Raw genomic sequence first — 14989 nt, 5'->3', positions numbered from 1 at the left:
CATGAAGCAAAAGCATTTTAACGTTGTGGCCGCCGGGGTGCTGCTGGCGTTGAGCCTGGTCAGCGAAATGGCGCAGGCGGCGGGAGTTTTAACCATTGGTCGTCGTGAAGACAGCACCACATTTGACCCGATCAAGTCCGCGCAAAACGCAGATAACTGGGTGTTCTCCAACGTGTTCGATCCGCTGGTGCGGGTCGATAATACCGGCACCAAACTGCTGCCGGGGCTGGCGGAGAGCTGGACGATTTCACCGGACGGCAAAACCTATACCCTGAAATTACGCGACGCGAAGTTCTCTGACGGCACGCCGGTCACCGCTTCCGATGCGGTGTTCAGCCTGACGCGTATCCGCGATGATGCCGGTTCCATGTGGAAAGACTCTTACAGCATTATTGAAAGCCTTAAAGCGCCCGACGCCCGTACGCTGGTGATCACCCTGAAAACCCCGTCGGCGGCCTTTTTATCGCAACTGGCACTGCCTAATGCCTCGGTAATTTCTCAGCAGGCCTTCACCAAACAGGGCGCGGATGATTTTGCCGAGCATCCGGTGGGTTCCGGCGCTTTCAGTGTGAAAGAGTGGACACGCGGCGAAAAAGTCGAGCTGGTGAAGAACCCGTATTACTGGGACGCCGCCAAGGTAAAACTGGACGGCGTCGAGTGGCTGACGTTGCCGGATGATAATACCCGTATGCTGAAGGTGCAGGCCGGCGAGCTGGATGCGGCGCTGTCGATTCCGTTCTCGCGCATCGCCTCGCTGCAAAAAGACCCGAAACTGAGCGTGGAGCTGGACACCTCAACCCGCGAAGATCATCTGCTGATCAACCATGCCCACGGCGATCTGGCAAAAGTGGAAGTGCGTCAGGCGCTGGATTTCGCAATCGATAAGAAATCCATCATCGACACCGTGACCTTCGGCTACGGCAAAATTGCTAACTCCTACATTCCTGACGGCGCGCTCTATCACTACGCCGCTAACCTGCAACGCCCGTATGACCCGGAAAAAGCCAGACAGCTGCTGGCGGCGGCTGGTGTCAAAAATCTGACACTGAAGTATCTGGTCAACGCCGGTGATGAAGTGGACGAGCAGATCGCGGTTCTGCTGCAACAACAGCTGGCAAAAGCGGGCATCACCGCCAGTCTGCAAAAGGTGGATCCGAGCCAGAGCTGGGACATGCTGGTGGCGGGAGATTACGACATTTCGGTGATGTACTGGACCAACGACATTCTTGACCCGGACCAGAAAACCACCTTTACGCTGGGGCATGATTCCAACAACAACTACATGACGCACTACCACAACGAAAAAGTGAAAGCGCTGGTTGCGGCTGCACGCGTTGAAATGGATCCGAAGAAGCGCGAACAGATGTATATCGATTTGCAGAAAATGGCGAAAGCCGACGTGAACTGGATTGATCTCTATTACAGCCCGTACCGCAATGTGACCCGTAAAAATATCAAAGACTTCCATCAGAATCCGTTAGGCCGTTTCACGTTAGAGGAAACGGTGAAAGAGTAATTTTTGCCACACCAGGGAAAATAAGTAGCACTTAAAAAAGTCAGTCTGTACCCCCCTTAGCCCACTTTCGAGTGGGCTTTTTCGTGTCAGGTATCTGCCTTTGCGCACCCTGCGCAGGGTAAATCATTCATCAACGGACCGGCTGATACCCTTGCTTTTGAGCGGGCGCTCAAGTACCTTTCGCGCTTGAGCAAGTGCTCAAAAACTTCAGAGGCTTTTATGTTTTCCCACAACCGCTGGCTGATCCTTGCCATTGTCACCAGTACACTTTTCCTGATCATCATTGATATGACGGTCTTATACACCGCACTGCCGCGCCTCACGCTGGCTTTGGGTGCATCGTCCTCGGAAAAATTATGGATAGTGAATGCCTATCCGCTGGTCGTCGCGGGGCTGTTACCCGGCGCGGGAATGCTCAGCGACCGGCTGGGCCACAAAAATCTGTTTATGTGCGGGCTGCCGGTGTTTGCGGTGGCCTCGCTGTGCGCGGCGTTTTCCTCGTCCGCTGACATGCTGATCGCTTCGCGCGTTTTCCTGGCTGTGGGGGCGGCAATGATGATGCCTGCAACGCTGGCGATCGTGCGCCATGTGTTTACCGATGAGCGCGAAAGGGCGCTGGCGATCGGCATCTGGTCCGCCGTTGCCTCCGGTGCCGCTGCGCTCGGCCCGGTGATCGGCGGCGTATTGTTGGAGTATTACTGGTGGGGTTCGGTATTCCTGATTAACGTGCCGGTTGTGCTGGCCGTTTTCCCGTTCGCGCTGGCGCTGATCCCGCGTGGCAAAGGTAATAAACAACGGCCTTGTGATTTTATCGGCTCCGCACTGGTGATGGCGGGGCTGGTCGGGGTGATTTACGCGCTCAAAGAGCTGAGCCATATCAACTCTTCATGGCTGGTGATCGTCTGCGCGGCGGCCGCAGGGGTGATATTCCTCGGCTTCTTTGCCAGAAGACAGCAGCGGGCCTTGCAGCCGATGATCGACTTCTCGCTGTTCCGTAACCGGGCGTTTGCCTGTGGTGTGGGTGTTGCGATCACGTCAATGATTGCGCTGATCGGTATCGAACTGGTGCTCAGCCAACGGTTGCAGCTGGTGCTCGGGCTGTCGCCGTTTATGGCCGCCATGTTTATTCTGCCGATCCCGGTGGCCTCTGCGCTGGCCTCACCGCTGGCGGGTATGCTGATCCCGCGAGTGGGTGTGCGCAGGATAATGGTTGGCGGTTTTGCGCTGTCGGCGCTGGGGATTGTGATGCATGCGCTGGTGTTTGATGCCGGAACCTTACTGCAACTCATCAGCCTGTTCATTCTCGGTTTTGGTCTGGGCGGTGCGGTAACGGCAGCCTCAACGTCCATCATGCTTAATGCACCGGAAGACAAAGCCGGCATGGTCGCCGCTATCGAAGATGTGTCGTGGGAAATGGGCGGTGTGCTGGGCGTGACCTTGCTGGGCGGCCTGATGACCGCGGTTTACAGCCGCAGCCTGGAACTGCCGGCAGGGCTGGTGAGCGGTGATGCCGCGTATGACAGCCTCGACGAAGCGTTGGCGCTGGCCAGCCATCTCAGCCCGGAACACGCCTCCTTAATCAGCAGCCTCGCCCGCGCTGCGTTCGACCAGGCCTTTATGGCCGTGTTGGTGTCGGCTGCCCTGCTGGTGATCGCCACCGTGATTGTGGTGAAAATCGTATTACGTAAGTCATTGGGCGCACGTCTGCCTTCCTGATAAAATGCGGGCAAGAGCGGTTGCTCAGGGCCAGCACAGGATGGATGATGAAAGAAAATCAGGAGGCGTTAAGGGCTAAAATTCTTGACGGTGCCATCAGTCTCTTTATCGAAAAGGGGATTGAGAAAGTGACGACGCGCGAACTGACCGAGCACGTGGGCATTTCGCGCAGCCATATTTATCACTATTTTCGTGACTGGCAGACGCTGTGTATTGAAGCGTTATCGGTGGTGATGCTGGCGGAACTGAAAGAGTTCACCGCAGAAATTGCGACGCTGCATCCGCAGGAAAAACTGCATACGCTGGTGCGTAATTATCTGCCGGATACGCAGGGTGATATCTGGCAGCTTTACGGCTCGCTGTGGCAACTGGCGGCGCATAACGAGGCTTATGCCGAACTGGCGCGGCTGATGGTGCATAAGTGGCTGGAACTGCTGGCGGAAATTATCCGCGCGGGGATCGAGGCAGGGGTTTTCCGGTCGGCCAACGCAGATCGGGTCACCCGCCAGCTTTCCGCGATCATGAATGGCTATTCCGATCAGCTGATCGTCATGCCTTCTGCCGAAGCCCGACAGGAAGCGATGGACGATATTCTGGATTTTGTGGCGCTGGTGCTGGAGAAATAACCCCATTCCCAGGCGGCTTCTTCCACCGCAGTGGCCCGGAACATCGGCTTCGGGCAGTCACTCATTTCTGAGCCGAAATCCCCTTACTGATGAACTCTTTTAGCACTCTTCCGGCAGATTCAATATGCCGGAAGGTTTCCTGTCGTGCCGCCTCTGCATTGCCTTCCCGGCACGCATTAAGAATCAATTCATGTTCGTGCTGAAATGCCTGAGTGTCTGAAAGCAGTCTGCGCTGAAAATATTCGTACCTTTCTATCTGATTACGTAACTCGTCGATCATCGCCAGCAGGCGCTTATTTTGACATCCGCGGTACAGCAGACCGTGAAACTCACGGTTGTGCTCTCCTTGCCTGTCGGCGTCTTCGGCATTCCCGAGCAGTGTGTGCGTGAGTTCCGCTCTGGCCAGTGTTTCGGCATCCATATTCTGCACGCTGTTAAATATCGCTTCCCCCTCCAGTAAAGCCCGCAGTTCATAAATCTCAGCGATATCCTCAACAGACAGTGTTCTGACCACCGCCCCGCGGTTTCTGAAAATATCCACCATGCCTTCCTGCTCCAGCAGCCGGATAGCTTCCCGCATCGGAACACGGCTGACAGCAAACTGGCTGGCCAGATCCCTTTCTACCAGCCGCGAGCCATCAGGCAGTGAGCCATTGTTAATCATCTTCCTGAGTGATCCGGCAAGCATTTCGGCGGTGGATTGGGGTTTCAGCGTCATCATTTTCTCCTGTACATTATGGAATAATGGTATACCATTTTTGGCATTAAAGGGAGAACTATCCCTCTCCACCCCTCAGTATCCCCACTTAGAAACGACAGGAGCACCGGCTATGGCACATCGCGAGCATCATTATCAGGTCAACATTGAATGGACAGGCAACAAGGGGCGCGGAACCGAATCCTATAAAGCTTACAGCCGCGATTATGAAATTTCAGAAGGGAAGAAACAAAGCATTGCCGGTTCATCAGACCCGGCATTTCTGGGTGATGCCGCGCGCTGGAACCCTGAAGACCTGCTGGTGGCTTCGGCTTCAGCCTGCCATCAGCTCTGGTATCTGCATTTATGCGCCGAGGCGGGTATCAGTGTTGATTCTTATACCGATAAGGCTGAAGGGGTCATGACAGACGGTGAGAAAGGGTGTTTCACGAGTATCACACTCAAACCCGACATTGCGATCCGTGCCGGTGATGATATTCAGCTCGCGAAGGAACTGCATCACCGCGCACATGAACTGTGCTTTATCGCGAATTCGCTGAACTTCCCGGTACTGTGTGAACCGGTGATTAGGTATTGTTCAGCGTCTTAACGGGCGGCAGAACGCCATGCTAAAAAAAAGAGTCCGGCACAGTGCCGGACTCTGTTCACTCAATGACTTCTCATTCCCGCTGCAAACATCAGCAGATGAAACGCCGTTGCCACAACAAATAGCGCCAGTACGCTGCCGCCCCAGATGACGGCCATCCAGCCGACGCGTTTCCAGAACGGGGCTTTGGTGATGACGTTCTCATCCATCTTTTGAATCAGATTCATCAGGTTACTCCTCAGTGATAACCCTGATCCGGTGTGACTTTCCCGCGGAACACGTAGTAGCTCCAGAAGGTGTACACCAGAATAATAGGGATGATGAACAGGGCGCCGACCAGAATAAAGCCCTGACTTTGCGGAGGTGAAGCCGCTTCCCAGATGGAAATGGACGGTGGAATGATGTTCGGCCAGATGCTGATACCCAGACCGGTATAGCCCAGGAACACCAGTGCCAGCGTCAGCAAGAATGGCGCGTGGTGCGCATTTTTGCTGATGGCGCGGAACATCCACGCAGAAACCAGCACCACCAGCACCGGGACCGGCAGGAACCAGTAAAGGTTAGGACGCGAGAACCAACGGGTGGCGATGTCGCTGTGAGAGAGCGGTGTCCACAGGCTGACCGCCGCCGTCACCAGCAGGAATACCACCAGCAGCGGTTTGGCGATCTTATGCATCGCTTCCTGCAATTCGCCTTCGGTTTTCATAATCAGCCAGGTGCACCCAAGCAGGGCGTAAGCCACCACCAGCGCGAAACCACAGAACAGCGTGAACGGCGTCAGCCAGTCCAGCGCGCCACCGGCATAAGTGCGGTTTACCACCGGGATACCGTTGATCACCGCGCCCAGCACCACGCCCTGACAGAACGTCGCCAGCACGGAACCGCCGATAAAGGATTTATCCCACACGTGGCGTTTGGCCGGGCTGGCTTTGAAGCGAAATTCAAAGGCCACGCCACGGAAGATCAGGCCGAACAGCATCAGGGTCAGCGGGATGGTCAGCGCATCCAGAATCACCGAGTAGGCCAGCGGGAATGCGCCGTACAGCGCCGCGCCGCCGAGCACCAGCCAGGTTTCGTTGCCGTCCCAGACTGGCGCAACGGTGTTCATCATCACGTCACGGTCGTGTTCTTTTTTCACCAGCGGGAACAGCAGACCGATACCCAGGTCGAAGCCGTCCATCACCACATACATCATCACGCCGAAGATGATGATCAAAAACCAGATCAGCGGTAAGTCGATACCCATTATCAAGCTCCCTTAGTGTCGTCGGTCAGTGATTCTTTGATGGCAGACAGCGGACGCGCAGGCGTGCGGTGCTGGCCCGGACCGCCGTGGTCAACGCTTTCGCCTTCATGCGCCTGTGGCCCTTTGCGGATCAGACGCATCATGTAGCCGTAACCGACACCAAACACCGAGCAGTAAATAACGATGAACAGGATCAGGCTGACGCTCATTTGCAGCACGTTATGGTTGGATACCGCGTCTTTGGTGCGCAGCAGGCCATACACCACCCACGGCTGACGCCCCATTTCCGTGGTAATCCACCCCGCCAGTAACGCCAGCAGACCGGAAGGCCCCATCAGAAAAGCAAAGCGCAGGAAGGCTTTAGAGGTATACATTTTGCCGCCGCGACGCAGGATAAGGCTCAGCACACCCAGTAAAATCATCAGCATGCCGAGGCCAGCCATGATGCGGAAGGTGTAGAAGATGACGGATGAGTTCGGGCGGTCTTCTTTCGGGAAAGATTTCAGCGCCGGGATCTGATGCGTCAGGCTGTGCGTCAGGATCAGGCTGCCCAGATACGGGATTTCAACCGCGTAGCGGGTTTCTTCACGGTTCATGTCCGGATAACCAATCAGCACCAGCGGCGTCGGTTTGTTGTCTTTATTTTCCCAGTGGCCTTCAATGGCGGCGATTTTAGCCGGCTGATATTTCAGCGTATTCAGGCCATGCGCGTCGCCTAAAAATGCCTGAATGGGCGAGACGATCAGCGCCATCCACATCGCCATCGACAACATGGTGCGGATTGCCGGTGTATCGCGACCGCGCAGTAAATGCCAGGCCGCCGCAGAACCGACGAAGAAGGCGGAAGCGAGGAACGCCGCCGTGGTCATGTGCATTAAGCGGAACGGGAACGACGGGTTGAAGATGATCTTCATCCAGCTGACCGGAACGACCAGATTGTTAACAATCTCATAGCCCTGCGGGGTCTGCATCCAGCTGTTGGAGGCGAGGATCCAGAACGTCGACATCAGCGTGCCGAGCGCCACCATGCAGGTGGAGAAGAAGTGCAGGCCGGGGCCGACGCGGTTCCAGCCGAACAGCATGACGCCGAGAAAACCCGCTTCCAGGAAGAACGCGGTTAACACTTCGTAAGTCAGCAGCGGGCCGGTAATGCTGCCGGCAAACGAGGAGAACATGCTCCAGTTGGTACCAAACTGGTAGGCCATCACCAGGCCGGACACCACGCCCATACCGAAGTTAACGGCAAAAATCTTCGACCAGAAATGGTACAGATCGCGATAAGCCTCTTTTTTGGTTTTTAGCCACATCCCTTCGAGAACCGCCAAAAAGCTGGCCAGCCCGATGGTGATTGCGGGAAAAATGATGTGAAAAGAGACGGTGAAGGCAAACTGGATCCGGGCCAGTTCAAGCGCATCAAGACCAAACATAACAACCTCTTTTTGTGCGTCAGGTATTCCTTCCAAACACAGGCACCGGCACGGGAACCGGCGATGTCTGACATTCGCAGGTGAAGTCTTGAATGAAAGGAAAGTACAACGGGGTTTTGCGAGAGGGCGATTTAACCACAATGAACAAAGGCATTAACAGGGACGGTTTCGCAGGGAAAGTAGTCGCTGAAACACTTTAGCGGCGGTTAAAACGCCGGGGCAGAAAAACTAAATGAGAGGGAAACGGGCAGCAGGGGGGATTATCCACAAAAAGGAAGAGGGCATGTTGTTGCATTGATCTGGATCAAAAAGTTTTGATGTTTTTCAAATGTAATTTCCCTGCATCCTGTAATGGTTTGTTGTGTGCAAAATTGGTAACAAAAAAGTTAAATCAACAGGGGCCTCAGCGCATTCTGATTTTAATGCAATGTAAATTTATGTCATCGGTTTTGATGATATTCGCATCAAAAGGGGTAACGGTTGTAGCATTTTTTTACATTTGTGTGACTGACTCAGTGAGTGCTGCTAAAAAAAATGACGCCCGAAGGCGTCATGGTAGTAAACCCGCAATCATTTCGAAAAAGGCATCTTCATCGAATGTACCACCCGGCCCGGTGGAGGCGTTTGCCGGGCGCCAGGTCCAGTGGCTGACTTCGCCCGCCCGCATAAACAACCGGCATAAAATAGAGATGTGGCCCTGATCGCTGAGGCTGGTTTCCAAACAGCCTGTCACGCCTTGCCCGTACAAAAAGACAGGCGTGAATTTCACCAGTTTATCTTCGTATTGCAGCCGGATCCCCGGAACGCTGAAGGTTTTGCCTCCCATCAGAAGTTCTACCAGTGAGACATCGGTGCGTTCAACGCGGATGCCGGTGCCCGTCAGCCACTCTTCCATGTTTTCCTGAAGCAGGTTCATCCGTTCCCGGAACTCGGCAATATCTGCCTGACCTTTATTGGCAAATGAGCCGCTGCGCGGCTGACTGTCTTGCAACTTCTTTAAAAACCGCTCTTTTGCTGACATACATCCTCTGTAATTTAAAATGGCTCATCATCATATGTTTTGCTACTGCAACAGCGCCCGTGCTTCAGTGAGCCCCGTTACCCTTTTTATCGGCTTCTGGCGGGGTTTGCGTCAGCAACGCATAGCGGTTCAGCAACTGCGTGAACTGGTTATCCAGCTGCATGACCAGCTGCGCAGACGCGTCCTTGTTTTGCTGTTTTGCCTCGGCAAGTTTGCGCAGCGATTCTTCGACCGGCGGTGAGCTGTTCAGCGCCTGCTGGATAGCAAACACCGAGGATTTAAGCTGTGAGACGGTCATGTATTTGCCGCGTTGTTCATCAAGGCCGTTGAGTTTGTCTGCCAGTTGCTGCAACTGGGTGTTGGCCGAGTTCCAGCCTGTCAGATTTTCCAGCGGGAAGGCACGGGCGTTAAGGTTATCTGCCCATTCCTGCGCCAGGCGTTTTGCCGCCGGATTGTCCGGCAACAGTACCTGTGTCTGATGTACCAGCTGCGCACCGGTATCCTGCGCCCAGACCGGCGACAGGGATGCCAGTTGGCGGGTTTGCTGCTGCGTTGCGGCAATAATCTGCGGGGCTTCGCGGCGCAGCATCTCAGCCTCGCGGTGTTTAAGCGCATTGAGTGACGGCGCGTTCAACGGTTTCGGCATCCCCTTTAAGGTCGCCATCAGTTGCTCGCTGGTGGAAGGCGAATAAAAGGCGTTGATGCCCGCCTTCACGCCGCTGCCCGCCAGCACGGTGATCACCACGCCTGCGATAAATCCTTTCCATTGGATCGGGCGCTGAGGTGCCGGTGGCGGAGAGATCACCACCTGCGGCGTAACGGGTTCAGCCTGCGCGACATACACCCAGGGCTCAGATGCTCTGTGGGACAGGTCATCAGGTGTCAGGCTCGCCGTTGCCGGAAGGACCACTGGTGCATCGGTGGTGGCATGCATGTTCTCCAGCCGCACCGCCGCGCCATGCATAATCGTAATCAGCGAAGCAAGCTGGCTGGCATGTTTCAGTTCAAGGCGTTGCAGGGCGTCACATAATGAAGTGATCAGTTTTTCTGCCTGATAGATTTGCGGCAGATCGCCATATTCCAGCGTCATGCTGCGCAAAATCTGCTGCAGGCGCTGGCTCAGACCCGTGAGGATTTCCATACGTGCGTGAACCGGCTGCGGCCAGAGTCCGGGCCACTGACGGGAGATCAGCGCCTCGAGGATCGCCAGTCCTTCATTCAGCCCGGACAGCCCGACAAGCTGCGTTCTGGCCTGCGTATACCAGGACGCGGTTTGCAACTCGATACCGTTTTGCTGGAACAGGTTCAGACACAGCTGTTCGACTCTCTTCCAGTTCACATCAGGGCGCGCCGGATGGGTTAATTTGCTGAGCTCTTCGCGTAAAACGGCGTAATCAGGCAGCGCACGCGGGTCGCCCCCGGTGCGCAGCTGGCGTTCAATAGACATGGTTGTTTTCCTTAACTGACGTAATTCTGCTGTTTCATGTGGCGCATCAGCACCCGGCCTTCCGGCATAAATTCTGTGCCGAAACGCACTAAGCCGAGCTCTTTCAGCTCGGCGTCGATGGCGTATTCCAGATGTCCTGGTGTGGATTGCGGCAGTAAAATGACGTGCAGTTTTTTGATGCGTGGCTCGTACTTAAGCAGCGTCTCTGACAGGACGTTCAGCAATGAATGCGCCGTACCCGGCATCCCTTGCAGGATCTTACTCATGTCCGGCAGGCCGTAATCCGGCAGATGGCTGAGGGTGCCGGCGCGACAGTTAAGAATGCGCTGCATATTATCGAGTACCGACAGGATCACCTGATTCTCTTCGCTGACATTATGCAGGTCGAGGCCACCGGCAAAGTTGCCGAGCAGCATTTCGTAGAGTGAGGGAGAGCGGGAAAGTGGCATCAGTCCTTCACCGCCTGCAGCGTCAGGTGGTTTTCACCCAATTCAATGATGCGCGCTTTATCTGGATCTAAATCCTCACGGGCGAGAATCAAACGCCAGTGATTTTTTTCCATATCAGGGTGGCGGAACAGGGCGACGACGGCGACGAATTTAGCGTCTTTTTCCATCGGCATATCTAACGATGCAGCGGTGCCGGGTTTAACCACCACATTACGGCTGGCCAGCAGTTCATCTTTTAAGGCATCGTCACCGTCAACGGCCAGTTGCTGGTATACCGTTTTTTGGAAGTTTTTATCGTCGCGCAATTGATAAATCCGCACTAATACCGGCTCTGACGCTGAGTTTGCCTCCTGGGCGTCGGTATTCAGGGCTTCACGGGCAGTAAAATCCAGATGCAGAACTTTGATCTGTTTATAGAAGAGGGATTTCGTCGCAGATACCGTTCCGTCAGTCACAGTCTGCGTCAGCCCGCAGCCGCCCAGAACTAAGGCGAATGCTGGCAGGACAATTCTATTTTTCCACGCGGTATTTAATAACACGTTGCTTTCCTTCCTGATGCAAATAAGGAGCCATTCCATGGTAGTGGCCCAATTCAACGGTAAAATATTCGGGTATATCGTCCGACGGGGGCCCATCGCCGAGCCCAAGCACGCCGGTCAGACCCAGCCTGATTGGCGAATCACCTAAAATCGGTGCAGGCAGCAGATGAGAGGGAACTGTCAGTTGTATGCGGGCCTTGTAACGCCAGCCCAAATAGACGCGCAACAGCACCATAAAATCAGCCAGTATCATGCCATCCGGCAGCCATTCGGCGGCTTCAGTGGTGTCTGAGGTATGCAGTGAAATCAGCAACTGGCTGTTGGCGTCTGTCCCTTCGTCTCCCATCACCGTGTCGCCTTCCATCCATTGCGCACCTTCATCTGCAAACGCCATTGGAGAAGTAATGCGTACCGTACGCAGGCAATGCGGCGTGACGTCAGCCCGGGTTTCAGGTGCCAGCAAGCGAACCAACGCCTGTACGCCTTCAGCCGTTCTCCCCGGCTGGCGCATGACACCCAGCAACGCCAGAAAGCGAGAGGTAGGTGTTGCAAAATGCTGCTGGGAACCGGGGATACCCATCCCGATCAACCCCAGCAAGCTTTGCGAGGTATTGTCCTTACCGCCTGCTTCGAACGTGGCCGGATAAGAGTATTTGCGCCAGATGCGATAAAACTGCGTCATGATGCGATGGTTGAAAATATCGAGAAAACCTTCCAGCGCCTCATGTCCTTCGCGTTGCTGGGTGATGTCATCGATATAGGATGTCGGTAAAGGTGAATCGACGCCGTACAGCCCCATAAAGGTGGTGCGTACCGTCGGCGGCGCATCGACATGTGCTGCATCGGTTTCCAGCGACTTCAGTTCGCTGACCGGGAACCCCATCCCCGGATGGGGCCGAAAACGCACCCGGTCGTCCGCCGGATTCGCGGTGCCGCCGAGGGGAGATGTGCCGGATTTCTCGAGTAACTGGCAAAACCGAAAGAAGTTAATCTTTGCGATATCCCTTGCAAGCCGGGCATTCAACTGGGAATGCGGGGTTTGTGATTCTCTTCCCATTCCAGACGTTCTCCTGTGGGTTGCAGTATCAGGGTCAGGCGGTTAAACAGATGAATATCTGTGTAAAGCGCAAAAAATCGGCTGAGCATTTCACCAAAGAGGCAGATATCGCCGGTACCGGCAAAACCGTTGCTGTCGAGGGTAATTTCTATGTGTACGCCACGCAGCAGATACCCGCGTTCGAACCTCTCAATCTCGCTGTGTTTAACATCAGCAATGGCTTCCAGCCGACGGCGGTTCATTTCGCTTTCGGTCCAGTCGTACAGGGCAAGTGTTCCGCGCAGAACTTCCGCGCTGTCCATCATCCATAAGAAGCTGCTGCCAAGATGGCTGAGCACCCGCCAGTGAAAACGGTCACGGTTAGGCGGGTAGCACGGCATTGATGGCACGGACAAATTGCGCACCCGAACGTTGGCGCCGGTTGATTTCACGGCAGTGTCCAGCACGGTGCTTTGCAATGATTTGCGCGGCAACTGTCCGTTGGTTCCGGTCAGGCTCAGAGAGAGATTTTCGTTATCGGGCACCGTGTGGTTATCAAAGGCTTCGCCGCCGAGCACCAGCCAGGTATCGTGCAGGCCAGAAGGACCGCGCTTGACGCGGGTGTGGTAATAATATTCCGGCGCATCATGGCGCAGCATTCCCCCTTTATGACGAAAACTGGTGAAAGGTACGTATATCTGATGACCGGAATGTTTAGACGACACCACCGAATCCACTGAGTAGATTTCGGTATAACCGTCCTGAATGCGCATCGGACGCAGCAAATATTCGGTCTGTAGCGATGAGAGTGACAGGGGGTCGGACTCGAGCGGGAACAGATTGATAACCGGTACGCAGTGCAAGCGCAGGTGCTTTTCTGAGAATGAGAAATCGTGATCCCAGCGTTTTTCCAGCACCACATCAATGTTGAACCAGGCGAGTTCAGCGGGTAATTCGACGTTTTCCAGACCCTTAAGGGCGACGAACATAAACTTTTCGCGGAAGGTGAAATATTCCAGCAACAGCTGATAGCCGCTGAATGCACTGTCACCTTTCGGCCACAATTGATCCTGCTCACTGAACCCCTGCGGAGCAAAATAAGCGTCCAGCGGCTGTCGGTCGGTATGACCCGGCAAGCGGATCCACAGTTTTGCAGTGTTGAGTGTCAGCGCTTCATGTAACGCGCAGGCCAGCGGCGCATCGGCATCAAAATAGAGCGGCAGATGACTCAGGTTGATTTTGCTCCAGTCGGCCAGTTCACCACAGTTAAAGCGCAATCTCACCACCGAGCGGCCATCCGGTTCGGTATCCAGCACGGCGCGACTGAGCGACAGCGGCAACAGTTCGATGTCCTGCGTCGTGGTGTAGCGGCAACGCGTAGCCCGCTCGCCAATAGGGCGGGAGAGCACTTCGAACCCTTTATTCACCGCCATTCGCTCTTTCATTCCCCGCCATTCAGGGGTGAATTCAACAATAGAAAGGGAAGGGATCGTGCGCAGGTAATGTGGCCACAGCAGGCTGACTAAACCTTCGGTCAGTTCAGGCAGGTCGTCGTCGAGTTTTTCACGCAGGCGTCCCATCAGGAAGGCAAAACCTTCAAACAGGCGTTCTACATAAGGATCACGGGCACCGGTTTTGTCCAGATTCAATCCGGCAGCGCGGTCAGGATGCGCACGGGCAAATTCTTCGCCCGCTTCACGCAAATAACGCATTTCAGCGTCAAAATAACGCAGGGTTAAGTCTTCCATAAGATTCTCAGTAAATCTAATTATCCAAATATAGATGTTTATGTTTCATGTTTTTTCGTTATGCATTGCATTGTGAGAGTGTGAATTAGAATAAATAATATTAAATTGGTTTGATAATGCCAATCAATAATTTAATTAACTTCATTGCAAAAACATTCACGCTTCATTTTCTATCGCAGAGAGATAGAATAAATTTCTCAAGGATTATACATTGTTAATGGTTACGCCACATGTCTGTTATAAAAAAGACTTGTATTAATACACTCATTGTTTCCGGAGTGTTTCTACGATGCTGTTTAACTGATTCATTTTTTAATTAACGAAAAGTATAACCTGATGGTAACAGCACTAAATGAGATATTTGACATCCTATGTTAAGTGTAAATCACGCAGGGCGTCCCGGAGATTAAAAATCTTTTACCCTCATAGAGGTGTTTATTGCATCTCGTCCATTAAGCCCTCAGTTAACCAAAACTAGTTCGATGTTAATTTAAGGAATTTAAAACAAAAATAACGGGGAGTATACTCTAGGGTCTCTTCATGTTTGCCTACTAATATTTTTGCTGCGCAACTCCCTTCTGATTGGGTGAAATCGAAAATTTTGTAACCAACTCTTTTTGACGAATTAATCATCCCGTTGACTTTCCACCCCAGGTAGATCTGTTCATTATCTGTAAGTAAATCGGAAAGTGACAGGGGTATCTGAAGAGACTCGCCAGCGAGTAATTTTTGGGGTTGATTAGCTGATTTGGCCTCGCTTACATCAGGTTCAACCCCGAGTCTACCCATGCTTAAATAAACAGAAATTACCTTATCCGTATCGTTTCTTACAACAATATTGGGTTTCCCATACTGTATAATTGAGAAGATCGCCGTGACAGTAAATAACAAATATATGATATTTTTCATTATCT

At 53.7% G+C, this 14989-nt stretch carries 15 protein-coding genes; 4 read left to right on the top strand and 11 right to left on the bottom strand.

Translation table 11 applies throughout. The annotated features are described in order from the left end of the window. Position 1: 1 nt before the first annotated feature. From J1779_RS05775 to J1779_RS05765, 3 genes are all read left to right on the top strand, one after another. Complete coding sequence (locus tag J1779_RS05775; protein WP_217203073.1) at positions 2–1516, top strand: ABC transporter substrate-binding protein; 1515 nt, start codon at positions 2–4, stop codon at positions 1514–1516. 219 nt (positions 1517–1735) lie between these two features. Further along, positions 1736–3232, top strand: a complete 1497-nt coding sequence (locus J1779_RS05770) for an MFS transporter (RefSeq protein ID WP_217203072.1) — start codon at positions 1736–1738, stop codon at positions 3230–3232. A 47-nt stretch (positions 3233–3279) separates the two neighbouring features. Beyond that, on the top strand, positions 3280–3858 hold the full coding sequence (locus J1779_RS05765) for a TetR/AcrR family transcriptional regulator (RefSeq protein ID WP_056780083.1): 579 nt from the start codon (positions 3280–3282) through the stop codon (positions 3856–3858). Between the two features lie 61 nt (positions 3859–3919). Here the strand turns inward: J1779_RS05765 and J1779_RS05760 are convergent, their stop codons facing one another. Continuing rightward, positions 3920–4579 carry a GntR family transcriptional regulator gene (locus tag J1779_RS05760; protein WP_238485076.1) on the bottom strand — a complete coding sequence of 220 codons (660 nt, stop codon included), beginning with the start codon at positions 4577–4579 and terminating at the stop codon, positions 3920–3922. 109 nt (positions 4580–4688) lie between these two features. On the opposite strand from J1779_RS05760, the gene J1779_RS05755 reads away from it, so the two are divergent. Further along, positions 4689–5165: an OsmC family protein gene (locus J1779_RS05755; RefSeq protein ID WP_217203071.1), complete on the top strand. Its 477-nt coding sequence runs from the start codon at positions 4689–4691 to the stop codon at positions 5163–5165. Between the two features lie 59 nt (positions 5166–5224). On the opposite strand, the gene J1779_RS05750 is transcribed toward J1779_RS05755, so the two are convergent. The 10 genes from J1779_RS05750 to J1779_RS05705 all read right to left on the bottom strand — a co-directional run bounded on the left by J1779_RS05750 (position 5225) and on the right by J1779_RS05705 (position 14984). Then, positions 5225–5389 (bottom strand): DUF2474 domain-containing protein, encoded by a 165-nt coding sequence (locus J1779_RS05750; protein WP_217203070.1) that lies wholly within the window; start codon positions 5387–5389, stop codon positions 5225–5227. Between the two features lie 11 nt (positions 5390–5400). Continuing rightward, positions 5401–6408, bottom strand: coding sequence for a cytochrome d ubiquinol oxidase subunit II (gene cydB, locus J1779_RS05745; RefSeq protein ID WP_136374751.1), 1008 nt, complete (start codon positions 6406–6408; stop codon positions 5401–5403). A gap of 2 nt (positions 6409–6410) precedes the next feature. Further along, the gene (locus J1779_RS05740) at positions 6411–7835 is read right to left on the bottom strand and encodes a cytochrome ubiquinol oxidase subunit I (protein ID WP_056780090.1); all 1425 of its coding nucleotides are present in this window, start codon (positions 7833–7835) and stop codon (positions 6411–6413) included. 550 nt (positions 7836–8385) lie between these two features. Continuing rightward, positions 8386–8856 carry a hypothetical protein gene (locus J1779_RS05735; protein WP_217203069.1) on the bottom strand — a complete coding sequence of 157 codons (471 nt, stop codon included), beginning with the start codon at positions 8854–8856 and terminating at the stop codon, positions 8386–8388. Positions 8857–8920: 64 nt separating this feature from the next. Further along, positions 8921–10303, bottom strand: a complete 1383-nt coding sequence (locus J1779_RS05730) for a VasL domain-containing protein (protein WP_217203068.1) — start codon at positions 10301–10303, stop codon at positions 8921–8923. Positions 10304–10314: 11 nt separating this feature from the next. Then, on the bottom strand, positions 10315–10752 hold the full coding sequence (gene tssE / locus J1779_RS05725) for a type VI secretion system baseplate subunit TssE (RefSeq protein WP_217203067.1): 438 nt from the start codon (positions 10750–10752) through the stop codon (positions 10315–10317). Then, entirely contained in the window at positions 10752–11330 is a 579-nt protein-coding gene (gene tssJ, locus J1779_RS05720; protein WP_217203066.1) for a type VI secretion system lipoprotein TssJ, read from the bottom strand. The genes tssE and tssJ overlap by 1 nt, the downstream gene beginning before the upstream one ends. Continuing rightward, positions 11263–12348: a type VI secretion system baseplate subunit TssG gene (gene tssG / locus J1779_RS05715; RefSeq protein WP_217203065.1), complete on the bottom strand. Its 1086-nt coding sequence runs from the start codon at positions 12346–12348 to the stop codon at positions 11263–11265. Before tssG ends, tssJ begins: the two co-directional genes overlap by 68 nt. Continuing rightward, a complete protein-coding gene (tssF, locus tag J1779_RS05710; protein ID WP_217203064.1) occupies positions 12312–14075 on the bottom strand; it encodes a type VI secretion system baseplate subunit TssF in 1764 nt (587 codons plus the stop codon). Before tssF ends, tssG begins: the two co-directional genes overlap by 37 nt. A gap of 474 nt (positions 14076–14549) precedes the next feature. Continuing rightward, entirely contained in the window at positions 14550–14984 is a 435-nt protein-coding gene (locus tag J1779_RS05705) for an immunity protein TsiR (RefSeq protein ID WP_217203063.1), read from the bottom strand. Positions 14985–14989: the final 5 nt, after the last annotated feature.

Source organism: Rahnella rivi, from assembly GCF_019049655.1.
Taxonomy (GTDB): Bacteria; Pseudomonadota; Gammaproteobacteria; order Enterobacterales; family Enterobacteriaceae; genus Rahnella; species Rahnella rivi.
The sequence above is the reverse complement of the archived record's forward strand: the minus strand, read 5'-3'. Positions and strand labels throughout refer to the sequence as shown.

Coding starts and splice junctions, on each gene's coding strand:
- tssF (WP_217203064.1), bottom strand. CDS start 14,075: ATGGAAGACTTAACCCTGCGTTATTTTGACGCTGAAATGCGTTATTTG.
- cydB (WP_136374751.1), bottom strand. CDS start 6,408: ATGGGTATCGACTTACCGCTGATCTGGTTTTTGATCATCATCTTCGGC.
- J1779_RS05705 (WP_217203063.1), bottom strand. CDS start 14,984: ATGAAAAATATCATATATTTGTTATTTACTGTCACGGCGATCTTCTCA.
- J1779_RS05760 (WP_238485076.1), bottom strand. CDS start 4,579: ATGATGACGCTGAAACCCCAATCCACCGCCGAAATGCTTGCCGGATCA.
- J1779_RS05735 (WP_217203069.1), bottom strand. CDS start 8,856: ATGTCAGCAAAAGAGCGGTTTTTAAAGAAGTTGCAAGACAGTCAGCCG.
- J1779_RS05740 (WP_056780090.1), bottom strand. CDS start 7,835: ATGTTTGGTCTTGATGCGCTTGAACTGGCCCGGATCCAGTTTGCCTTC.
- tssJ (WP_217203066.1), bottom strand. CDS start 11,330: ATGGAATGGCTCCTTATTTGCATCAGGAAGGAAAGCAACGTGTTATTA.
- J1779_RS05770 (WP_217203072.1), top strand. CDS start 1,736: ATGTTTTCCCACAACCGCTGGCTGATCCTTGCCATTGTCACCAGTACA.
- J1779_RS05750 (WP_217203070.1), bottom strand. CDS start 5,389: ATGAATCTGATTCAAAAGATGGATGAGAACGTCATCACCAAAGCCCCG.
- J1779_RS05775 (WP_217203073.1), top strand. CDS start 2: ATGAAGCAAAAGCATTTTAACGTTGTGGCCGCCGGGGTGCTGCTGGCG.
- J1779_RS05765 (WP_056780083.1), top strand. CDS start 3,280: ATGAAAGAAAATCAGGAGGCGTTAAGGGCTAAAATTCTTGACGGTGCC.
- tssE (WP_217203067.1), bottom strand. CDS start 10,752: ATGCCACTTTCCCGCTCTCCCTCACTCTACGAAATGCTGCTCGGCAAC.
- J1779_RS05755 (WP_217203071.1), top strand. CDS start 4,689: ATGGCACATCGCGAGCATCATTATCAGGTCAACATTGAATGGACAGGC.
- J1779_RS05730 (WP_217203068.1), bottom strand. CDS start 10,303: ATGTCTATTGAACGCCAGCTGCGCACCGGGGGCGACCCGCGTGCGCTG.
- tssG (WP_217203065.1), bottom strand. CDS start 12,348: ATGGGAAGAGAATCACAAACCCCGCATTCCCAGTTGAATGCCCGGCTT.